The sequence below is a fragment of the Isoptericola sp. NPDC055881 genome (genome assembly GCF_053615895.1).
This window is the reverse complement of record NZ_JBSHCR010000011.1, coordinates 49,430-65,714: the sequence shown is the minus strand read 5'-3', so window position 1 is coordinate 65,714 and position 16,285 is coordinate 49,430. Positions and strand designations below refer to the sequence as shown.

Annotated in this window: 38 protein-coding genes; all 38 read left to right on the top strand. The window is 72.1% G+C overall.

Going from position 1 to position 16,285, the window contains the following annotated elements; all coding sequences use genetic code 11:
- Positions 1–119 precede the first annotated feature (119 nt).
- Entirely contained in the window at positions 120–374 is a 255-nt protein-coding gene (locus ACWGKI_RS05840; protein WP_452185434.1) for a helix-turn-helix domain-containing protein, read from the top strand.
- Positions 374–574 carry a hypothetical protein gene (locus ACWGKI_RS05835; RefSeq protein ID WP_452185432.1) on the top strand — a complete coding sequence of 67 codons (201 nt, stop codon included), beginning with the start codon at positions 374–376 and terminating at the stop codon, positions 572–574. The genes ACWGKI_RS05840 and ACWGKI_RS05835 overlap by 1 nt, the downstream gene beginning before the upstream one ends.
- Before the next feature lie 72 nt (positions 575–646).
- On the top strand, positions 647–1,108 hold the full coding sequence (locus ACWGKI_RS05830) for a hypothetical protein (protein ID WP_452185430.1): 462 nt from the start codon (positions 647–649) through the stop codon (positions 1,106–1,108).
- Positions 1,105–1,572, top strand: coding sequence for a hypothetical protein (locus tag ACWGKI_RS05825; protein WP_452185428.1), 468 nt, complete (start codon positions 1,105–1,107; stop codon positions 1,570–1,572). The genes ACWGKI_RS05830 and ACWGKI_RS05825 overlap by 4 nt, the downstream gene beginning before the upstream one ends.
- On the top strand, positions 1,569–1,844 hold the full coding sequence (locus tag ACWGKI_RS05820; protein WP_452185426.1) for a hypothetical protein: 276 nt from the start codon (positions 1,569–1,571) through the stop codon (positions 1,842–1,844). The genes ACWGKI_RS05825 and ACWGKI_RS05820 overlap by 4 nt, the downstream gene beginning before the upstream one ends.
- Positions 1,841–2,242, top strand: a complete 402-nt coding sequence (locus ACWGKI_RS05815; RefSeq protein WP_452185424.1) for a hypothetical protein — start codon at positions 1,841–1,843, stop codon at positions 2,240–2,242. The genes ACWGKI_RS05820 and ACWGKI_RS05815 overlap by 4 nt, the downstream gene beginning before the upstream one ends.
- Entirely contained in the window at positions 2,239–2,595 is a 357-nt protein-coding gene (locus ACWGKI_RS05810; protein WP_452185422.1) for a hypothetical protein, read from the top strand. Before ACWGKI_RS05815 ends, ACWGKI_RS05810 begins: the two co-directional genes overlap by 4 nt.
- Positions 2,592–2,927, top strand: coding sequence for a hypothetical protein (locus ACWGKI_RS05805; protein ID WP_452185420.1), 336 nt, complete (start codon positions 2,592–2,594; stop codon positions 2,925–2,927). The genes ACWGKI_RS05810 and ACWGKI_RS05805 overlap by 4 nt, the downstream gene beginning before the upstream one ends.
- Positions 2,924–3,178, top strand: a complete 255-nt coding sequence (locus tag ACWGKI_RS05800) for a hypothetical protein (RefSeq protein ID WP_452185418.1) — start codon at positions 2,924–2,926, stop codon at positions 3,176–3,178. The genes ACWGKI_RS05805 and ACWGKI_RS05800 overlap by 4 nt, the downstream gene beginning before the upstream one ends.
- Entirely contained in the window at positions 3,175–3,321 is a 147-nt protein-coding gene (locus ACWGKI_RS05795) for a hypothetical protein (RefSeq protein WP_452185416.1), read from the top strand. The genes ACWGKI_RS05800 and ACWGKI_RS05795 overlap by 4 nt, the downstream gene beginning before the upstream one ends.
- Positions 3,318–4,052, top strand: a complete 735-nt coding sequence (locus ACWGKI_RS05790) for a hypothetical protein (protein ID WP_452185414.1) — start codon at positions 3,318–3,320, stop codon at positions 4,050–4,052. The genes ACWGKI_RS05795 and ACWGKI_RS05790 overlap by 4 nt, the downstream gene beginning before the upstream one ends.
- On the top strand, positions 4,052–4,240 hold the full coding sequence (locus ACWGKI_RS05785) for a hypothetical protein (RefSeq protein ID WP_452185412.1): 189 nt from the start codon (positions 4,052–4,054) through the stop codon (positions 4,238–4,240). Before ACWGKI_RS05790 ends, ACWGKI_RS05785 begins: the two co-directional genes overlap by 1 nt.
- Positions 4,237–4,389, top strand: coding sequence for a hypothetical protein (locus ACWGKI_RS05780; RefSeq protein ID WP_452185410.1), 153 nt, complete (start codon positions 4,237–4,239; stop codon positions 4,387–4,389). Before ACWGKI_RS05785 ends, ACWGKI_RS05780 begins: the two co-directional genes overlap by 4 nt.
- Positions 4,386–4,688, top strand: coding sequence for a hypothetical protein (locus ACWGKI_RS05775; protein WP_452185408.1), 303 nt, complete (start codon positions 4,386–4,388; stop codon positions 4,686–4,688). Before ACWGKI_RS05780 ends, ACWGKI_RS05775 begins: the two co-directional genes overlap by 4 nt.
- Positions 4,688–4,870: a hypothetical protein gene (locus ACWGKI_RS05770; protein ID WP_452185406.1), complete on the top strand. Its 183-nt coding sequence runs from the start codon at positions 4,688–4,690 to the stop codon at positions 4,868–4,870. Before ACWGKI_RS05775 ends, ACWGKI_RS05770 begins: the two co-directional genes overlap by 1 nt.
- Before the next feature lie 106 nt (positions 4,871–4,976).
- On the top strand, positions 4,977–5,825 hold the full coding sequence (locus ACWGKI_RS05765; RefSeq protein WP_452185404.1) for a PD-(D/E)XK nuclease-like domain-containing protein: 849 nt from the start codon (positions 4,977–4,979) through the stop codon (positions 5,823–5,825).
- Entirely contained in the window at positions 5,822–6,778 is a 957-nt protein-coding gene (locus ACWGKI_RS05760; protein ID WP_452185402.1) for a recombinase RecT, read from the top strand. Before ACWGKI_RS05765 ends, ACWGKI_RS05760 begins: the two co-directional genes overlap by 4 nt.
- A complete protein-coding gene (locus ACWGKI_RS05755) occupies positions 6,775–7,407 on the top strand; it encodes a ParB/RepB/Spo0J family partition protein (protein WP_452185400.1) in 633 nt (210 codons plus the stop codon). The genes ACWGKI_RS05760 and ACWGKI_RS05755 overlap by 4 nt, the downstream gene beginning before the upstream one ends.
- Positions 7,404–7,679 (top strand): WhiB family transcriptional regulator, encoded by a 276-nt coding sequence (locus ACWGKI_RS05750; protein WP_452185398.1) that lies wholly within the window; start codon positions 7,404–7,406, stop codon positions 7,677–7,679. The genes ACWGKI_RS05755 and ACWGKI_RS05750 overlap by 4 nt, the downstream gene beginning before the upstream one ends.
- On the top strand, positions 7,676–9,232 hold the full coding sequence (locus tag ACWGKI_RS05745) for a DNA cytosine methyltransferase (protein WP_452185396.1): 1,557 nt from the start codon (positions 7,676–7,678) through the stop codon (positions 9,230–9,232). Before ACWGKI_RS05750 ends, ACWGKI_RS05745 begins: the two co-directional genes overlap by 4 nt.
- Positions 9,229–10,143 carry a hypothetical protein gene (locus tag ACWGKI_RS05740; RefSeq protein WP_452185394.1) on the top strand — a complete coding sequence of 305 codons (915 nt, stop codon included), beginning with the start codon at positions 9,229–9,231 and terminating at the stop codon, positions 10,141–10,143. The genes ACWGKI_RS05745 and ACWGKI_RS05740 overlap by 4 nt, the downstream gene beginning before the upstream one ends.
- Positions 10,140–10,394: a hypothetical protein gene (locus tag ACWGKI_RS05735; protein ID WP_452185392.1), complete on the top strand. Its 255-nt coding sequence runs from the start codon at positions 10,140–10,142 to the stop codon at positions 10,392–10,394. Before ACWGKI_RS05740 ends, ACWGKI_RS05735 begins: the two co-directional genes overlap by 4 nt.
- Complete coding sequence (locus tag ACWGKI_RS05730) at positions 10,394–11,221, top strand: hypothetical protein (RefSeq protein WP_452185390.1); 828 nt, start codon at positions 10,394–10,396, stop codon at positions 11,219–11,221. The genes ACWGKI_RS05735 and ACWGKI_RS05730 overlap by 1 nt, the downstream gene beginning before the upstream one ends.
- Entirely contained in the window at positions 11,218–11,721 is a 504-nt protein-coding gene (locus tag ACWGKI_RS05725; protein WP_452185388.1) for a hypothetical protein, read from the top strand. Before ACWGKI_RS05730 ends, ACWGKI_RS05725 begins: the two co-directional genes overlap by 4 nt.
- On the top strand, positions 11,718–11,903 hold the full coding sequence (locus ACWGKI_RS05720) for a hypothetical protein (protein WP_452185386.1): 186 nt from the start codon (positions 11,718–11,720) through the stop codon (positions 11,901–11,903). The genes ACWGKI_RS05725 and ACWGKI_RS05720 overlap by 4 nt, the downstream gene beginning before the upstream one ends.
- Positions 11,900–12,448 (top strand): hypothetical protein, encoded by a 549-nt coding sequence (locus ACWGKI_RS05715; protein WP_452185384.1) that lies wholly within the window; start codon positions 11,900–11,902, stop codon positions 12,446–12,448. Before ACWGKI_RS05720 ends, ACWGKI_RS05715 begins: the two co-directional genes overlap by 4 nt.
- A complete protein-coding gene (locus tag ACWGKI_RS05710) occupies positions 12,445–12,621 on the top strand; it encodes a YegP family protein (protein WP_452185382.1) in 177 nt (58 codons plus the stop codon). Before ACWGKI_RS05715 ends, ACWGKI_RS05710 begins: the two co-directional genes overlap by 4 nt.
- Positions 12,621–12,860: a hypothetical protein gene (locus tag ACWGKI_RS05705; RefSeq protein ID WP_452185380.1), complete on the top strand. Its 240-nt coding sequence runs from the start codon at positions 12,621–12,623 to the stop codon at positions 12,858–12,860. The genes ACWGKI_RS05710 and ACWGKI_RS05705 overlap by 1 nt, the downstream gene beginning before the upstream one ends.
- Positions 12,857–13,024, top strand: a complete 168-nt coding sequence (locus ACWGKI_RS05700; protein WP_452185378.1) for a hypothetical protein — start codon at positions 12,857–12,859, stop codon at positions 13,022–13,024. Before ACWGKI_RS05705 ends, ACWGKI_RS05700 begins: the two co-directional genes overlap by 4 nt.
- The gene (locus ACWGKI_RS05695; protein ID WP_452185376.1) at positions 13,021–13,221 is read left to right on the top strand and encodes a hypothetical protein; all 201 of its coding nucleotides are present in this window, start codon (positions 13,021–13,023) and stop codon (positions 13,219–13,221) included. Before ACWGKI_RS05700 ends, ACWGKI_RS05695 begins: the two co-directional genes overlap by 4 nt.
- Positions 13,218–13,511, top strand: a complete 294-nt coding sequence (locus ACWGKI_RS05690; protein ID WP_452185374.1) for a hypothetical protein — start codon at positions 13,218–13,220, stop codon at positions 13,509–13,511. Before ACWGKI_RS05695 ends, ACWGKI_RS05690 begins: the two co-directional genes overlap by 4 nt.
- Positions 13,504–13,794 (top strand): hypothetical protein, encoded by a 291-nt coding sequence (locus ACWGKI_RS05685; protein ID WP_452185372.1) that lies wholly within the window; start codon positions 13,504–13,506, stop codon positions 13,792–13,794. Before ACWGKI_RS05690 ends, ACWGKI_RS05685 begins: the two co-directional genes overlap by 8 nt.
- Positions 13,794–14,063 (top strand): hypothetical protein, encoded by a 270-nt coding sequence (locus ACWGKI_RS05680; protein ID WP_452185371.1) that lies wholly within the window; start codon positions 13,794–13,796, stop codon positions 14,061–14,063. The genes ACWGKI_RS05685 and ACWGKI_RS05680 overlap by 1 nt, the downstream gene beginning before the upstream one ends.
- Positions 14,060–14,218 carry a hypothetical protein gene (locus ACWGKI_RS05675; RefSeq protein WP_452185369.1) on the top strand — a complete coding sequence of 53 codons (159 nt, stop codon included), beginning with the start codon at positions 14,060–14,062 and terminating at the stop codon, positions 14,216–14,218. The genes ACWGKI_RS05680 and ACWGKI_RS05675 overlap by 4 nt, the downstream gene beginning before the upstream one ends.
- Positions 14,215–15,111: a hypothetical protein gene (locus ACWGKI_RS05670; protein WP_452185367.1), complete on the top strand. Its 897-nt coding sequence runs from the start codon at positions 14,215–14,217 to the stop codon at positions 15,109–15,111. Before ACWGKI_RS05675 ends, ACWGKI_RS05670 begins: the two co-directional genes overlap by 4 nt.
- Positions 15,108–15,371, top strand: a complete 264-nt coding sequence (locus ACWGKI_RS05665; RefSeq protein WP_452185365.1) for a hypothetical protein — start codon at positions 15,108–15,110, stop codon at positions 15,369–15,371. The genes ACWGKI_RS05670 and ACWGKI_RS05665 overlap by 4 nt, the downstream gene beginning before the upstream one ends.
- Entirely contained in the window at positions 15,368–15,730 is a 363-nt protein-coding gene (locus ACWGKI_RS05660; protein WP_452185363.1) for a DUF6221 family protein, read from the top strand. Before ACWGKI_RS05665 ends, ACWGKI_RS05660 begins: the two co-directional genes overlap by 4 nt.
- Complete coding sequence (locus ACWGKI_RS05655) at positions 15,727–16,050, top strand: hypothetical protein (RefSeq protein WP_452185361.1); 324 nt, start codon at positions 15,727–15,729, stop codon at positions 16,048–16,050. The genes ACWGKI_RS05660 and ACWGKI_RS05655 overlap by 4 nt, the downstream gene beginning before the upstream one ends.
- Positions 16,051–16,285 lie beyond the last annotated feature (235 nt).

The window sequence follows — 16,285 nt, the reverse complement described above, 5'->3', positions numbered from 1 at the left end:
CACCTAGTGATAGGCGCAACCGCTAGAAGTCGCCAATCCCACCCGTCTGACATGTATCAAACGTGTTCCCACCCGCTCCGTCCATTGATACCTGTTCCTAGGTGTGGTTATCTGTACCCATGAACACGCCAACCACCATCGAGGTGAACGGGCCCGCGATCCGCGAGATCCGGCTCCGCTCGGGACTGGGCGTCTCGCAGCTCGCCGACGCGGTCGGTGTGAAGCGCCCCTACGTCGCGAAGATCGAGCTCGGGCACTCGCGCCGCGTGAGCCCCGCCGTCTTCAACCGGCTCATCGCCGCGCTGTCCGTCCAGGACCGCCGCGCGATCATGGCCAACCCCTACGGCTCGGCCGACGTCGAGGCGGCGGCCTGATGCCCAGCGCGCTCGCGATGACGCTCGCCGAGGCCGCGGCGCTGACGCCGTTCTCGGTCGACACGCTCCGGCGCGCGATCCGCGAGACCGACCCCACCGCCTTCCCCCCGCCCCTGCGCGCGAAGAAGGACTCCCGAGGCCGCCAGATCGTCCTCACCCGCGAGCTCGAGCGGTGGCTCGACTCGCTGCCTGACGCCTGACCCAGAAAAGCAGCAACCCCGCCTCACGGCCTAGGAACCGGGCGGGGTCACTACATCACCAAGGAGTGTCTCATGAACCCGATCCGAAGGCTCGGTTCCTGGCTCGTCCGGACCCTCATCGAGGAGGGCCGCGCCGACCACCCCGCCCGCCCGGGCCACATCGACCCCGCACAGATCGAGTCCGCCGTCCACGCGAACCGCGACATGTGCCACGACCGGTACGACGACGCCGAGATCGGCTCGTACTGGTGCACCCTCGCCCCCGACCACGCCGGCGACCACGAGTGCCACAGCGCGATGAGCGGCCGCACCGTCCGCGCCTGGCGTGACGTCACCGCCGCCGCGCACCAGGAGGCGCAGCTGCGGTCGTGGCTGCAGACCGTCGGAGCCACCGACCCCGACACGCCGATCTACCACGACGCGCTCGCCGCGTGGGCCAAGGCGAAGGAGTACCTCGCCGAGCGCCAGGCGTTCCGCGAGGCGCCCGCCATGGTCGCTGAGGTCGAGGTCTTCCTGCAGGAGGCGGACCGATGAGCGACGTCCCGACCCGCCGCGCCCCGTTCTCCGGCCTGCCCGCGGTGTCCTTCCGCACCGACCACGCGCACGTCGCCGAGCGGACGACCGACGGACGGCAGCCCGAGTGGTTCAGCCGGCGTGAGACCTCCGAGGAGATCAAGGCGTCGCTCAGCGGCACGGGTACTCAGCCCGCCCCGCCCACGGCAGGCGTCTCTGCTCTCCGCGCCGGTGCAGGGCTCCTCGAGAAGGCCGGGATCGACGTGGCCATGACCGTGGGCCTCGCCGTCGCGCACGAGCAGGAGGGAGCACTCCCGAACAGCCTCCTGTCCCTCGCGGACGCGGAAGCCCGCCGCGACGGGATCCGGTGGGCGATCGACGTCATCGACCGCCACCGCGACTCGCTCAAGGACGACCCCGACGACTACGCCGCCTCGATGCTCGACGCGATCGCGCTCGAGCTGACCGAGGAGGTCGGACGGTGAGCGCCGTCGACCGCGCCATCGAGGCGATGATGACCGTGCCGCTCGGCGGCAGGGTCGACCCGCCGTACAAGGCGCGGCTCGCGCGCGTCGTGTTCGAGTCCATCGACGTCGAGGAGCAGGCCCGGGCCGTGTTCATCGGCCGCCAGGTCGACCCCCGGTTCAAGGTGCTCGCCGCGACCATGTGGGACCAGAACCGGGTGCCCCAGGTCCGCGACGCCCTGATCGCTGACCTCCGGGCCGCGAAGGCGCACCTGCTGGACGGTGCGTCATGATCCCCGCCGACCAGCTCCACAACGCCGGTCCGGGCGAGGAAGTCGTCGGCGACTGCTGGCGGACCGCCATCGCGTGCGTGCTCGACATCCCGCCTGCCGACGTCCCCCACTTCGTCCAGGAGCACGGCGGCTACTTCGCACAGGCCACCCTCGACTGGCTCGCCGAGCGTGACATGCGCGGCGAGTTCTGGAACGGGCCCCCGACCGACTACGAGGGCCACGTCATCGCCACCGGTCCGAGCCCTCGCGGTGACTGGCTGCACGCCGTCGTCGCGTACATCGAGCCGGGCCTGCCCGGGTTCGTGGAGACGCGCATGGTGCACGACCCGCACCCGTCACGCGACTTCCTCGCTGGTCCCCCGGTCGAGTGGTTCCTCATCCGGGGAGGCGCGTCGTGAGCACCACCGAGCCCAGGACGCTCCCCGCGGGCATGGGCATCTCGACGGCCGATGCCATGGCTGGGGCAGCCGCCCTGACGGCAGCGATGTCCGCGCTCAACACGAGCGACGAGTCGGAGCCGACCCCCGCGCAGGTCGTCGAGCGGGCCATGCCGTTCGAGCAGCACATCTCGAACGCGCTGCGGCACCTCCTCGACGAGGCGATCCGGTTCGTCGACGTCGCCGCCTGGAACGCGCACGGCACTCACCCCGTGCTCCTCACGCCGCACGCCCTGCACCGGCTCGAGAACGCGGTCGCCAACCTGCGCGCCACGCTCCCCCCGGCGGCCGAGCTGGGACGGAGGCGGTCATGAGCCTCGACGCGAAACTCGACATCGACCAGCGCCTCACGTGCGAGGCCGCCGGGCAGCACATCCCCGGCTGCTACAACCCGTTGCACGACTCGACCGCGTGCGTCTGCGGCGAGGTCTGGTGGCGGGGGAACGCGGGCGGCTGGCACTCGCACCGGAACGACCTCGTCGTCGGCGAGGGCGCCGGCGGCCGACCGATCTACGAGCCCGGCCCGTGGAAGCACTACTTCCTTCACGGCCCGTTCTGCGACCGGTCCGACATCAGCCCCGGGTTCGACCACCGCTGCACAGACGTCGAGCCCGTGCCCGCCGCCGAGTTCTGGGGGCGGTCATGAGCACCGAGTCGCGGGACGTAGGCCATTTCGCCGAGCACAACCGGCGCACCCGAGCGCAGAAGCGCGAGGACCGCATCACGCAGGTCGAGGTCATGGCCGAGGACGGGTGGTCGCTGTCCAGCGTCGCCCGGAAGTTCGGCTGGTCCCCCCGGCGCCTGACGCGCTACCTCGACCACCTCCGGCACCACGACCTCGTCGAGCGCCTCGCGCGCAACGAGGGCCTGACGACCGACGGCCGGTGGCGCGGATGAGCAACGACTGGGAGCGCGACGAGCTCCGCAGCGCACGCCGCCACTCCGAGCGGCACACCCCCGTACAGCACTGGGCCGAGCGGGACCGCGCCACCGACGGCGCGGCCGCCGAAGCCGACGAGCAGAAGCGAGAGAAGCGATGACCGCGAAGAAGAAGACCCCGACGAACCCGACCCTCACCATCAGCGCGAAGGAGCTCGGCGCGCTCGTCGCCCCCGTCATCCCGCACGCCGAGCGCGGCAGCGCGTTCAGCACCCAGATCCTGGAAGCCGTCCTCGTCCGCAAGGCAGGCGAGTACGTGACCGCGCTCGCGACGGACCGCTACAAGATCGGCTTCCAGCGGCTCGCGATCAGCGACACCGTCCAGGCCGACGACGGGTTCCGAGCCGCGATCCCGGTGGTCGCGATCAAGCACATCCGCACCGTGTTCCGTGCGACTAAGGTGCACAACCCGGTGCTCCGCCTCACCGTCGAGGGCGACCAGCTCCACGTCGAGATCGCCGACGGTTTCGACACCGAGCGTGGCGCCATCACTGGCGCGTCGCTCCGGTTCGCCCTCGCCGGCGGCGAGTACCCGAGGGTCGACCACCTCGTCCGTGAGGCGCTCGAAGCGAAGCCCCCGGCCGAGGCGATGGCGATGAACGTCAACCCGAACTTCCTCGCCGAGTTCCGCATCGGCCAGCCCCTGCACACCCCGATCACGATCACGCCGACGAGGCACCCGAACAGCCCGTGGCTCGTCCGCGTGGGCGCGGACTTCGTCGGGCTCATCGTCCCCGTCCGGTTCGCCGGAGAGGGCGAGGAGACGTCGCGCAAGGACGAGTGGCTCGCGCTGCTCGACCCGGCCGAGCCCAAGACCAAGGCGGCGGCGTGATGAGCACCCGGCAGGAGCGCACCGAGGAGTTCAAGCAGGTCTCCGGCGAGGCCGCGATCATCGCCGACATCCGCCACCTTCTCGGCCGCATCAACCGGCGCGGGTTCGCCCACCGCGGCGAGACGAAGCGGCTCGAGGAGAAGAAGGCGGAGCTCGCGGTCGTCCGCATGGGCGGTGACGTCCGGTGAACGCCGCGGCCCAGGCCGTCGAGGCCGAACTCGCCGCCCTGCGGGAGCGGATCAGCGCGCACGGCGGCCGCTCCACGCGCCAGGAGAAGCGGCTGCGGCGCCGAATGCGCGCGCGGCTCGTGCTCGCCCGGCGGGGGGTGACGGCATGAGCGAGATGACCGCCCGACAGGCGCGGGACTGGCCCTCCGCCGTCGCCGAGGTCCAGCGCCACGTCACCAACGAGGACGTCCCCACCGACCTCGCCCGCTGGACGGTCGTGTGGGCCGAGGAGATCCGCCCCGGCCGAGGCCAGGACTTCACCGCCACCTGGCTCACCGGGGACCACGTCGCGCAGGTGCGGATGGGCGTGTACGGCACCCCGGACGTCGCCGTCGGCGAAGTCGACTGGCTGCACAGCAGTGCCGACGAGGCGTGTGGGTGCGAGGAGTGCGCCGGGAGGTGGACCTGATGACCGCCGTCGACACCGCCCAGGCCCGCGTGAACGCTGCGCGCACGGAGATGCGCCGCGTCGAGCGCCTGTTCCACAACTACGGCAGCGCGTCGCGTGCCGAGCTCCAGGAGGCGCGCGCCGAGTACCGCGACGCGCTGCGCGAGCTCCGGGACGCCGAGCACGAGGAGGTGCGCGACTGATGGACGCCGCCGAATGGACCGGAGCCATCGTCTGCCTCGCGCTCCTCGTGCTCACCGCGTGGGGCAGCGACTGGCACGACCGCGACCGCAAGCGAGGTGGCCGGCGATGACCGCAACCACCGCCCCAGCGATCGCGTTCGACATGCCCGACGCGGAGTACCGCGCCGCGCCCGGGCTGTCCTCCACCGGGCTCAAGCACCTGCTCGAGTCCCCCGCCCGCTTCGACTGGGAGCGCCGGCACCGCACCGACAAGAAGGCGTTCGACCTCGGGCACGCCGTCCACGCGAAGGTGCTCGGCGCCGGCCTCGACGTCGCCGTCATCCCCGCCGAGAAGCTCGCGTCGAACGGTGCCGCGTCCACGAAGGACGCGAAGGAGTTCATCGCCGGGGCCCGCGCCGAGGGACTCGTCCCGATCAAGCCGGACGAGTGGGCCGCCGTCGAGCGCATGGCGAACGCCGTGCTCGCCAACGACGACGCCCGAGCCCTGCTCGAAGCGCCCGGCAACTCCGAGGCGAGCGCGTTCTGGGACGACCCCGAGACGGGCATCGAGTGCAAGGGCCGGTTCGACCGGCTCCTCGCCGACGTCCCCATCGCCGTCGACGTCAAGACCACCGGGCAGACGGCCGACCCCCGGCACCTGCCCCGGTACGCCGTGAACCTCGGCTGGGACGTCCAGGCGTCCCACTACCGCGCGGCCGCCGAGATCCTCCGCGGCACCCCGCACCGGTTCCTCCACGTCGTCGTCGAGACCACGGACCCGCACCTCGTGTCCGTCGTCGAGCTCGACGCCGACTTCCTGGCGATCGGCGAAGCCCGACGCCGCACCGCCGTCGACCTGTTCGTCGCCTGCACCGCCGCCGCCCAGTGGCCGGGCTACCCCGCCGGCGTGACGCCCCTGCGCCCGCCCGCCTGGTACGCCGCCGCCGACATCGACCCCGAGGAGTACCTCTCGTGAGCACCGAGATCACCACCACGACGGCGAGCACCGACCTCGCCATCGACCCGGCGCAGACCGGGTTCACCGACATGCAGGTGTCCGCGCTGACGCACCTCGGCGTCGAGAGCGCGAGCGAGGGCGACCTCGCCGTGTTCTTCCACGTCGTCAAGCGCACCGGCCTCGACCCGTTCGCCCGCCAGATCTACATGATCGGCCGGCCGTCGTCCGAGAAGGACGAGAACGGCCAGTGGGTGAAGAAGGTCAAGCAGACCATCCAGACCGGCATCGACGGGTACAGGCTCATCGGCCGCCGGGCCGCCGCGAAGACCGGCGAGCAGATCGCCGTCGGCGCCCCCGAGTGGGCGCGCGACGACGGGCAGTGGCTCCCGCTGTGGACTGGCGCGTGGGGGTACCCGATCGCCGCCCGGGTCACGATCAAGCGCGACGGGCAGCCGTTCACCGCTGTCGCCCTGTTCGACGAGTACAAGCAGACGACCCGGCAGGGAGACCTGACCCGGATGTGGGGGCAGCGGCCCGCCGGGCAGCTCGCGAAGTGCGCCGAGGCGCTCGCCTGGCGCATGGCGTTCCCGCAGGACCTCGCCGGCCTGTACGTCGAGGACGAGCTGCAGCACGCCGACAGCGAGCCCGCCGGGCCTGCCCCGCGCCGCGTCCGCCAGTCCGCGGCCGACGTCATCTCCGCCGGCCGCGTCGTCGAGCACGAGGCCGACGCCGAGCCGGACCTCGCGTCGCAGGCGCAGCAGTCGAAGATCGCCGCCCTGATGAAGGGGGCCGGGATCATCGAGCGCGACCACGCCCTGTCGTTCGTCACCCAGACCGTCGGCCGCGTCGTCGGGTCCCGCAAGGAGCTCACGAAGGACGAGGCCCGGCGCGTCATCGATGCGCTCGAGGCCGACGCCGCCCAGCGCGACGCGGCCGAGCCGCCCGCCGACACCACCGGGGCAGAGTCGTGACCGCCCGCGGCCCCGTCGCCGGCCGGGTCCGGCTCGACGACATCACGTTCCACCCCCACAACGTGCGCGTCGACCTCGGCGACCTGCGCGACCTCGCCGCGTCGATCAAGGAGTTCGGCGTCCTCACGCCCGTCGTGCTCGAGCAGCGCGGCGACACCCTCCGCGTCCGCCAGGGGCACCGTCGCGTCGCCGCCGCCCGGTACGCCGGCCTCGACCGCATCACCGCGATCGTGCACCCCGACGCCCTCGCCGACGACGAGTGGCTCCGCGCCGCCGTGCACGAGAACACCCGCCGCCGCGGCATGGCCGACGAGGACACCGCCCGCGCGATCCGGTCCATGCGCGACGCCGGCATGTCGATCGCGCGCATCGCCGAGGACGTCGCGATCAGCCAGGCGAAGGTGCGCGCCATCCTCAATCCTCCGCCCGAGGACCCTGCGGCGGCCACCGTCGAGAAGGCGAAGCGCCGCCCGCCGCAGCTGCTGTCCGTGAAGCGGCTCCGCGCCGACCTCGACGACGCGCGCACCGCCGTCGCCGCCGGCGAGCTTGACGCGTGGGGCGTGCTCAACCGCATCGAGGCGCTCCTCAGCGGGCCCGAGCCGGTCGCCGGGGGCGGTGACGCGTCATGACCGAGTACGCGCCCCTCGTCGTGACGCCCGTCGCCACCCTCACGGCCGAGCAGACCGAGATGGCCCTCTGCGCCCAGGCCGACCCCGAGGCGTGGTTCCCCGAGAAGGGCGGCAGCACGCGCACCGCGAAGGCCGTCTGCGCCCACTGCCCCATCCGCGAAGCCTGCCTCGAGGTCGCGCTCGCCAACGGCTACCGCGAGGGAGTCTGGGGCGGCGCGAGCTGGCTCGAGCGCAAGCGCATCCTCCGCGCCCGGGCGGTGGTGGCCGCGTGACCGCGAACCTCACCATGACCGACCTGTTCTGCGGCGCCGGCGGCAGCTCCACGGGAGCCGTCAGCGTGCCCGGCGTGCAGGTCCGGCTCGCCGCGAACCACTGGGACAAGGCGATCGAGACCCACAACAGCAACCACCCCGACGTCGACCACCTGCAGGCCGACATCTCGAACACCGACCCGCGGTACGTGCCGAGCACCGACATCCTCTGGGCGTCGCCCGAGTGCACGAACCACTCCCGCGCGAAGGGCCGCAAGGCGCCGAAGCAGGCCGACCTGTTCGGCGACGTGCTGCCCGACGAGGCGGCCGAGCGGTCCCGGGCGACCATGTGGGACGTCGTGCGCTTCACCGAGGCGCACGGGTACCGCGCGGTGCTCGTCGAGAACGTCGTCGAGGTCGTCGACTGGGCCAGCCCGACCGGCGTCCGCGGCGGCCTGTTCCAGGCGTGGCTCGCCGCGATGTACTCGATGGGCTACCGGCACCGCATCGTGTCGATGAACAGCATGCACGCGCAGGCGTACGGCGCCCCGGCGCCGCAGTCCCGCGACCGCGTGTACGTGACGTTCTGGCGCGAGGGCGAGCGTGCCCCCGACTTCGAGCGCATGCAGCGGCCCCGGGCGTACTGCCCGCGCTGCGACGAGGTCGTCGACGCCATGCAGTGGTGGAAGCAGGGCAACGGGCAGACCCGCCCGGGCCGGTACCGGCAGCAGTACCTCTACCGGTGCCCGAACGCCGCGTGCCGCAACGAGGTCGTCGAGCCGGCGTGGCTCCCGGCCGCGTCGATCATCGACTGGTCGAACCCGGGCGTCCGCCTCGGCGACCGGGACAAGCCGCTCGCCGAGAAGACCATGCGCCGCATCCAGGTCGGCATCGAGCGGTACTGGGGCCCGATCCTCGCCGAGCACGGCGGCAACCCGTACGACGCCGCCGACCCGAAGCACCCCAGCTTCGGCGACCCGTCTTCGTACTACCGGGCGTGGCCGCTGACCGACCCGACGCAGACGATGCACACGCGGGAGTCGAAGGCGCTCGCGTGGCACCCGCTCGCGGTGCCCGTCGAGGGCCGCGACGGGAAGGTCGCGACGTCGACCGAGGCCGCGATGCGCGCGCAGACGACGCGCAACGAGACGGGCCTCGCGTTCCCACCGTTCCTCGCGGAGCTCCGCGGCGGCGGGTCGACGGCCCGGCCTGCGGCGGACCCGCTCGCCACCGTCACGGCGTCCGGGAACCACCACGCGCTCATCCACCGGAACAACGGCGGCGGCGCGGAGATGACGACACCGGCGCACGAGCCCGTGCGAACCGTGACCACCGCGGGCCACCAGTCCGTGCTGCAGGCCGAGCGCCCGACGCTCGACCTCGACGACGTCCGGTTCCGGATGCTCGAGCCCGACGAGATCAAGCAGGCCATGGCGTTCCCGCGGGAGTACCGCATGGTCGGCAACCGCCGCGAGCAGGTGAAGCTCTCCGGCAACGCCGTCACCCCGCCCGCGGCGCGCGACCTCGTCGCGACCGTCGTCGCGGCCATCACCGGAGAGGACGTGGCGGCATGACCGGCACCCCCGACCTGTTCGAGGGCATCGAGCCGAAGCCCTCCGACCGTGCGATCACGGCCGACCTCATGACCCGCCTGCGCCGCCACTACATCAAGCCGGGCGCGCCGCTCCCCGGCGGCGTGTTCCTCCCCGAGGTCGGGTGGAACGGCGGCACGCACCCGACGCGGTGCGACGCCCTGTACGTCGGGTTCACCGGCACGTCGGGCCGCATGCTCGTCGGCCACGAGGTGAAGGCCTCCCGCTCCGACTGGCTCAACGAGCTGAACAAGCCCGGCAAGGCCGACGCGTGGGCAGACCAGTGCCACGAGTGGTGGCTCGTCACCGTGCCCGGCGTCGTCCAGGAGGGCGAGCTCCCCGACGGGTGGGGCCTCATGGTCCCCGGCCGGTCGAAGACCCGCATGCAGGTCGTCACCGCGGCCCGCCGGCACGCGGACCGCACGCCGTCGTGGGCCGCGACCCGGTCGATCATCGCCCGGCAGGACACGCTCCGCGCCGACGCGATCCGCGACGAGGTGGAGGCAGCGCGTCAGAAGATCTACGCCGCCAATGACGAGCACATCCAGGCCGCCGTCGCGCGCCGCCTGCAGGTCGTTCCCGACGTCGCCGCCCTGCAGGCCGAGCTCGACCTGATCCACCAGGCGCTCGGTGTCGGGCAGGTGGTCACCACGCACTCCGACGACGGGTACGAGCAGCAGTCGTGGGCGGGTGAACGGGCCACGGACCTCGACCTCGCCGACGTCGCCGCCCTCCTGCGGGACCACGCCGACCTCGCGGGGGCGCGCCGCGCGCTCGCCGGCCGGTACGCACTGCACGAGTTCGACGTTCTGCGCCGCGTCGTGAAGGAGATCGAGAGGGTGCGCGACGGGATCCTCGCCGCCACCGCAACCCCGAAGGAGGTGCCGGCGTGAGCACCACCGAGGAGGAGATCGCGGCGTACCGCGCCCAGCACGAGGCCGACCGCCTCGCGGCCCGGCGCCAGCAGCACCGCGACGTCTCCGTCATCGCGACGGCCGTCACGATCGCCGAGGCGCGCCGCATGCTGCCCGGCATCATCGCGCGACACGGCGACACCCCCGACGTCCAGGCGCGACGACTCGACGCGCTCGAGGCCGACACGTTCGCCTACGACGTCGGGCGACCGCTGAGGAGGGCCGCCTGATGGTGTGGGGCAAGATCGACGACAAGCTGCACGGCTCCGTGAAGTGGCGCCGCGCGACGAAGGGCGCCCGCTCGCTCTGGACGACGGCCCTCTCCTGGTGCTCCGACCAGGAGAACGACGGACGAGTGCCGGCGGACCTGCTCGGGTACCTCGACGGGACGAAGGCTGAGGCTGCATGCCTGGTCAAGGTTGGTCTCTGGGAGGTCGTGGACGCCGGCTGGCAGTTCCACGACTGGGAGCACTACAACCCCGACGGCGCGTCGCAGAAGGCGAAGCGGGCTGCCGAGTCGGACGGCGGACGCGAGGGGAACCACGTCCGCTGGCACGTGCGCCGGAAGCTGTTCGTGCCCGACTGCGAGTTCTGCCAGGCATCGGGTACCCGATCGGGACCCGATCAGGTACCCGAGTCGGGGGCGAATCCTCCCGACCCGACCCGACCCGACCCGACCCGAAACTCAGTACGTAGAGCACCTGCAGTAGGTGAGGGGCGACCCGACGAGCAGGCGCCGCCGGACGACACCGAGCTCTCGCCGAACAACATCCTCGCGTCCTACGGCATGAGCGCCGCCGAACGACGCGACTTCCTCGCGCACCTCAAGGCCGACCCGGGCGTCCGCTCCATCCCCGGACTCATCACAGGGATGCACCGCAAGGGCACGCTCCGGGCCCGCATCGATGAGTGGCGCGAGATCCAGGCGCTCCCCACGAAGACGCCCACGGACCGGCAGATGCAGATCCTGCGCGGCGAGATGGCGAAGGCGCAGGCGAATGACGCCCAGCGCGGACAGGTCATCCCGCTGCGCCAGCTCGAAGGAGGGCAGCCGTGAACGAAGCCGAGGCGACCACGCTCGTGACCGTCCTCAACCGGGCCGGCCTCATCGGGGCGATGGAGGGTCAGGGCGCCGTCTGGCACATGGCCCTCACGGACGTCCCGTTCCAGCCCGCCAAGGCCGCCGCGACGGAGCTGATCGCGACCCGCACGAGCGAGCAGCGGTGGGTCACGCCCGGCGACGTGCGCGCCATGGTGCGCACGAGGCGCAAGCGGCACCTCGACGGCATGCCGTCGGTGCAGGTGCCGCAGTCCCTCGACGGCGACCCGGCCCGCGAGATCGCGTGGCGTCGCGCGTACATCGAGGCGTACGGCAACACCGGCGACCACGAGCAGGCCGCGAGCGCCGCGTGCACGACGCTCGGCGTCCAGCCGGACCGTCCCGTGCTCGTCGCGGCGCCCCGGCCGGCCGAGCTCGCGCGGCTCGCCCACGGTGCGCAGTGCGCGTGCGGGTGCCTGACGAAGCCGATCCGCCCCGGCGAGGGAGACCCGCGATGAGCGAGACCGAGGGCCGCTGCCCCGAGCACTTCCTGTCGCACTGGTGCGCCGCGTGCCGCGCCGACCACCACGCCGGCGACCACAGCGGCCGCCCCGTGCGCACGTGCAAGCACTGCCAGACCGCCTTCCCGACCGACGACGTCCAGCGCGCCGCGGCGAACGACCGCGAGGACGCACGATGAAGATCGTCGGCCTGGACCTGTCCCTGACGAGCACCGGTATCGCCTCCGTGGTCCCCGACGCGGTGCAGCCAGCACTCGGCGACCGCTTCCGCACGAAGCCCGCCGGCGACGACCTTCGCGCGCGGGCCCGCCGCCTCCACGAGATCCGCGACGCAGTTCGCGACTGGACCCGCACCCGCACCGACCTCGCCGTCGTCGAGGGCCTCGCGTTCTCGTCGCGCAGCGGGCAGGCGACCGAGCGCGCCGGGCTCTGGTGGCTCGTCGTGCACGACCTCCTCGTGCGCGACATCCCCGTCGCCGTCGTCACGCCGACGGCGCGCGCGAAGTACGCCACCGGCAAGGGCAACGCGGGCAAGGACGAGGTGCTCGCCGCCGTCGTGCGCCGCTACCCCGACGTCGAGACCCGCGGCAACGACGAGGCCGACGCGCTCGTGCTCGCGGCCATGGGCGCCCGTGCGCTCGGCCACCCGATCGACGACCTGCCGAAGACCCACACCGACGCCATGGCGAAGGTCGCCTGGCCCGAGCTCGAGGAGACCCGATGAGGATCGAGATCTACGAGGCCACCGACGGCTGGCGGTGGCGGCTCAAAGCCCGCAACGGGCGCATCGTCGCGGACAGCGCCGAGGCGTACACGCGGCGACGTGACGTCCTGCGCGCCGTCAAGCGGGCGCGGACGGGCATGTTCTACCTCGCCGGCGGAATCGAGGCCCGCTGATGTACCAGCCGAAGCAGGTCACGGTCACCAAGACCTTCGTCCAGTTCCACATCGACGTCGACGAGCGCCCCGCCGTCGCCCGCGACCTCACGGACGCGATCCGCATCGTCGACCAGTGGATCGCGACGAACTACCCCGAACGCTCGGGGTGCGACGACAGGTTCACGGTCTCCGTGGAGGACGAGTCGATCGTCATCACCGTCGCTGCCAGCGCCACCTACACCGGGAGCAAGCCATGACCTCCGGACGACTCGGCACCTACCGCGACGAGCTCAACGACGACCCGGACGCCAACGCGCGCTACGTGACCCATGTCGGGATCTACGACGGCATCTACTCGATGAGCACGCACCCGGCTGACGGGCGGCCGTGCTGGAAGTGCGCACAGGAGGCGCTGCGATGACCCCCAGCCAGCCCGCCGAGGACGCCGCCGTGCGCCTCCTGCGGGAGATCTTCACCGGCCAGCCCTGCGGCGACTACGTGTCGGACCTGCGCCTCGCAGGCCCGTGCATCGTCACCGCCGGCCACCCCGACGCCGTCGCGCACGACGACGGGCACGGGAACACGTGGCGGCGCGGCACGACAGGTGGTGCGCGATGAGCACGCCGAAGGAGACCGTGGCCGAGGCGCTGGCCGATGACTGGAACCCGAGCCGCGACCCGATCCTCACGGCGATGTTCCGGGACTATGCGGACACCGCCACGCACGCCCTGCGCCAGCACCGCGACGACATCGCGCGGGCCCTGCATGACCGGGACGTCGACACCTTCGCACACTTCCACGAGGACACGCCCGGGGAGTGCGCACGGGAGGGCCACTGGATGCAGTGGCGTGATGACGCCGACGTCGTGCTCGACCTGTTCGACCCGAAGGGGGACGACCGTGGCTGACTACACGCCGACGACGGACGAGATGGCGGACGCCTACACGCGGATGCGCGTCCGTGAGGCGACCGGCGAGACTCCGGGTGAGCGCATCCTGACCGCCATCGACGCCCTCTCGGAGTTCGAGCGAGGGCTGGCCGAGCACGACCGGCAGGTGAAGGCCGAGGCTCTGCGGGAGGCCCTGCCGCTCCAGGCCGTCATGTACTACCCCGGCAGCGACTACCCCGTCGCGGCAGTCCCTGTCGCCACCCTGCTCGACCTGCGGGGCCATGCCGAGAGGGGCGAGTGATGAGCACGCCGAGAGACGACATCATCAGCATCGACATCACCCCGGACCTCACCGGGTTCCGCAAGGCGATCGCCCGCCTGCGCCAGCCGCGCAGGCCGAACCTCCTCGCCGGATGCGCGGCCTGCGATTTCCACGGCCCCGAGCTCGACACGATCACGGCCGCCGCCCGCGAGTTCCACCGGGCGGAGCACGACGTGCGCAGGAGCTTCCTCGGTGCAGGGGTCCAGGCAGCGGCCGCCCTCGCGCGATGGGCAGGGAGGACCCGATGAGGATCCGCCTCGCGCTCACCCTCGACATCCACCGCGAGCGCCACGACAAGACCGACCAGCACGAGTCCACCACCGACGCGCTCGTCGAACGCGCCGACCCCCACATCGAGCGCCCCACCATCGGCTTCGGGACCCACCAGGAGGACCACGCATGACCGACCCCCGCTGCCACCACGAGTGGACGCCCACCGACACCGGCCTGTTCGCCTGCACCCAGTGCGACGAGACCACCAGCCCGTGCACCCAGTGCGGCGAGCCCCTCAACACCGCGAACACCGTCTGCGACCGGTGCGTCACCCGCGCCAAGCGCATCGTCTCCGACGTCGCCGAGTGGATGACCACGTTCGAGTTCGGCGTCCAGCTCGTCAACCTCCGCGCCATCCGCTACGACCGCGACAAGATCACCACCAGCGACGACGCCGCACGCCTCCCCTTCGGCCTCGACCAGATCGTCGAGGACCCCGAGGACACCCGCATCGCCGCCGTCAAGCACCCCGACGACGCCGTGAAGATCCTCCACGGATGGGCCGACACGTGGGCCACCACCCGGGACGAGACCACCGGAGGCGACCCCCTCGGCTACCTCCTCGACCGCACCCTCTGGGCCATGCAGAACCAGGCCGACTCAGCCTGGGCCGACTACCACGCCGAGGCCCTGCAGGTCCGCGCCACCGTCCGCCGCCTCCTCGGCATCGCGCCCGAGAAGGAGCCCGTCCCCTGCGTCCACTGCGGCGGCCGCATCATCCGCGACTGGACCACCGACGGCCTCGACGACGTCCGCCGCTGCACCCGCTGCCGCATGGAATGGCCCAACGAAGCCCGCCTCCACCACACCAACATGCTCGTCCACGCCCAGCTCCCCGCCACCCACCCCGACGCGCTCGTCACCACCGAGCAGGCCCGCCGCGTCCACACCGGACTCAACGCCGCCACCCTCCGCTCCTGGATCCACCGCGGTCTCGTCACCCCCGCCGGCACCGACGTGCGCGGCGCCCCGCTCTACCGCCTCGGCGACATCACCACCCGAGTGGAAGGATCCGTCGCATGACCCACTGGATCGAGCAGCTCGGCGACTGGGCCCGCACCGCGCAACCCGGCGACCAGGTGCGCATCACGAGCGGCGACACCGGCGAGGTCTACACCCTCACCGCCAGCGAGAGCGTCCAGCCCGAACGCCACGACGACGCCCGCATCTACATTCCGCACGAGCACGTCTGGATCTCCGAGCAGACGCTCTGCTCCCGAGCCGTGACGCTGCGGTGCGCATGCGGCGCGACCATGATCGCCGAGGAGGACGAGGACCGATGACCATCACCGAGTTCCTGACCGCGCGGCTGGACGAGGACGAGGCCGCAGTGCGGGATGCCGAGCTGCATCTCGAACGAGGTGTGATCACCCGGGAGATCTCGCCGTGGGAGCTGATCGTCGACTCCCACCCGGACGTGCTCGATCGGACGGGAGGGCGGCCACTCGTCACCATCCACCCCGATCGCGTGCGGGCCGAGGTCGAGGCCAAACGGCACATCGTGGCGTACTGGGCTGACCCCGCCGGGCAGTGGGACGCACGCCAGGCCGAGGCTGCCCGAGCGCAGAAGGACCGCACGCTCCGCGTGCTCGCCCTGCCCTATGCCGAGCACCACGACTACGACGAGTCGTGGCGGCCATGAGCACCACCGACCGGATCATGCACGCCCTCGGCTGGCAGCGAGTGGACGCAGACCAGCGACCCGAGACGCCCATCCTCACCGAGCTCACCCGCTGCACCGACACCCACGCCGCCTACCTCGCCCACCTCGAGCAGGCCGTCGAGATGGCGAAGGCAGCCGCCCTCCTCGACGATCACACGCTGTATGCCCTGCTCCACCTCGCAGCCCTCAAGCAGATGTCCCCGGCAGTCGAGAGCGATCTGCACGCCGTCGGCATCGACACCACCCCGTGGGCAACCCTCCTCGCCGAACAGAGCGAGAGCCACACGCCGACCCCCTGACGCGACCGCGCGCCCACCAGCGAAATCACACGCGTGTGGTTATCCTGGGTGCAACGCCTCCGAGGTTTCACCGACCCCGGAACCAGAACGCCCCGAGCCCACACGGCCCGGGGCGTTCCGCGTTCCCGCCGGAGGCCGGGGCCACCACCCCCTCCCCCCACCCCACGGCTGTACCGCTGGGGTCTGCAGATTTTCTGCTGTACGGGTTCGGAGGGTTCCTGGTGGTGGTCATAGT

Excerpts from the sequence above, each read along its gene's own strand:
- ACWGKI_RS05840 (WP_452185434.1), top strand. The coding sequence starts at position 120 with ATGAACACGCCAACCACCATCGAGGTGAACGGGCCCGCGATCCGCGAG.
- ACWGKI_RS05835 (WP_452185432.1), top strand. The coding sequence starts at position 374 with ATGCCCAGCGCGCTCGCGATGACGCTCGCCGAGGCCGCGGCGCTGACG.
- ACWGKI_RS05830 (WP_452185430.1), top strand. The coding sequence starts at position 647 with ATGAACCCGATCCGAAGGCTCGGTTCCTGGCTCGTCCGGACCCTCATC.
- ACWGKI_RS05825 (WP_452185428.1), top strand. The coding sequence starts at position 1,105 with ATGAGCGACGTCCCGACCCGCCGCGCCCCGTTCTCCGGCCTGCCCGCG.
- ACWGKI_RS05815 (WP_452185424.1), top strand. The coding sequence starts at position 1,841 with ATGATCCCCGCCGACCAGCTCCACAACGCCGGTCCGGGCGAGGAAGTC.
- ACWGKI_RS05805 (WP_452185420.1), top strand. The coding sequence starts at position 2,592 with ATGAGCCTCGACGCGAAACTCGACATCGACCAGCGCCTCACGTGCGAG.
- ACWGKI_RS05800 (WP_452185418.1), top strand. The coding sequence starts at position 2,924 with ATGAGCACCGAGTCGCGGGACGTAGGCCATTTCGCCGAGCACAACCGG.
- ACWGKI_RS05795 (WP_452185416.1), top strand. The coding sequence starts at position 3,175 with ATGAGCAACGACTGGGAGCGCGACGAGCTCCGCAGCGCACGCCGCCAC.
- ACWGKI_RS05790 (WP_452185414.1), top strand. The coding sequence starts at position 3,318 with ATGACCGCGAAGAAGAAGACCCCGACGAACCCGACCCTCACCATCAGC.
- ACWGKI_RS05785 (WP_452185412.1), top strand. The coding sequence starts at position 4,052 with ATGAGCACCCGGCAGGAGCGCACCGAGGAGTTCAAGCAGGTCTCCGGC.
- ACWGKI_RS05775 (WP_452185408.1), top strand. The coding sequence starts at position 4,386 with ATGAGCGAGATGACCGCCCGACAGGCGCGGGACTGGCCCTCCGCCGTC.
- ACWGKI_RS05770 (WP_452185406.1), top strand. The coding sequence starts at position 4,688 with ATGACCGCCGTCGACACCGCCCAGGCCCGCGTGAACGCTGCGCGCACG.
- ACWGKI_RS05765 (WP_452185404.1), top strand. The coding sequence starts at position 4,977 with ATGACCGCAACCACCGCCCCAGCGATCGCGTTCGACATGCCCGACGCG.
- ACWGKI_RS05750 (WP_452185398.1), top strand. The coding sequence starts at position 7,404 with ATGACCGAGTACGCGCCCCTCGTCGTGACGCCCGTCGCCACCCTCACG.
- ACWGKI_RS05740 (WP_452185394.1), top strand. The coding sequence starts at position 9,229 with ATGACCGGCACCCCCGACCTGTTCGAGGGCATCGAGCCGAAGCCCTCC.
- ACWGKI_RS05730 (WP_452185390.1), top strand. The coding sequence starts at position 10,394 with ATGGTGTGGGGCAAGATCGACGACAAGCTGCACGGCTCCGTGAAGTGG.
- ACWGKI_RS05720 (WP_452185386.1), top strand. The coding sequence starts at position 11,718 with ATGAGCGAGACCGAGGGCCGCTGCCCCGAGCACTTCCTGTCGCACTGG.
- ACWGKI_RS05715 (WP_452185384.1), top strand. The coding sequence starts at position 11,900 with ATGAAGATCGTCGGCCTGGACCTGTCCCTGACGAGCACCGGTATCGCC.
- ACWGKI_RS05710 (WP_452185382.1), top strand. The coding sequence starts at position 12,445 with ATGAGGATCGAGATCTACGAGGCCACCGACGGCTGGCGGTGGCGGCTC.
- ACWGKI_RS05705 (WP_452185380.1), top strand. The coding sequence starts at position 12,621 with ATGTACCAGCCGAAGCAGGTCACGGTCACCAAGACCTTCGTCCAGTTC.
- ACWGKI_RS05700 (WP_452185378.1), top strand. The coding sequence starts at position 12,857 with ATGACCTCCGGACGACTCGGCACCTACCGCGACGAGCTCAACGACGAC.
- ACWGKI_RS05695 (WP_452185376.1), top strand. The coding sequence starts at position 13,021 with ATGACCCCCAGCCAGCCCGCCGAGGACGCCGCCGTGCGCCTCCTGCGG.
- ACWGKI_RS05690 (WP_452185374.1), top strand. The coding sequence starts at position 13,218 with ATGAGCACGCCGAAGGAGACCGTGGCCGAGGCGCTGGCCGATGACTGG.
- ACWGKI_RS05680 (WP_452185371.1), top strand. The coding sequence starts at position 13,794 with ATGAGCACGCCGAGAGACGACATCATCAGCATCGACATCACCCCGGAC.
- ACWGKI_RS05675 (WP_452185369.1), top strand. The coding sequence starts at position 14,060 with ATGAGGATCCGCCTCGCGCTCACCCTCGACATCCACCGCGAGCGCCAC.
- ACWGKI_RS05670 (WP_452185367.1), top strand. The coding sequence starts at position 14,215 with ATGACCGACCCCCGCTGCCACCACGAGTGGACGCCCACCGACACCGGC.
- ACWGKI_RS05665 (WP_452185365.1), top strand. The coding sequence starts at position 15,108 with ATGACCCACTGGATCGAGCAGCTCGGCGACTGGGCCCGCACCGCGCAA.
- ACWGKI_RS05660 (WP_452185363.1), top strand. The coding sequence starts at position 15,368 with ATGACCATCACCGAGTTCCTGACCGCGCGGCTGGACGAGGACGAGGCC.
- ACWGKI_RS05655 (WP_452185361.1), top strand. The coding sequence starts at position 15,727 with ATGAGCACCACCGACCGGATCATGCACGCCCTCGGCTGGCAGCGAGTG.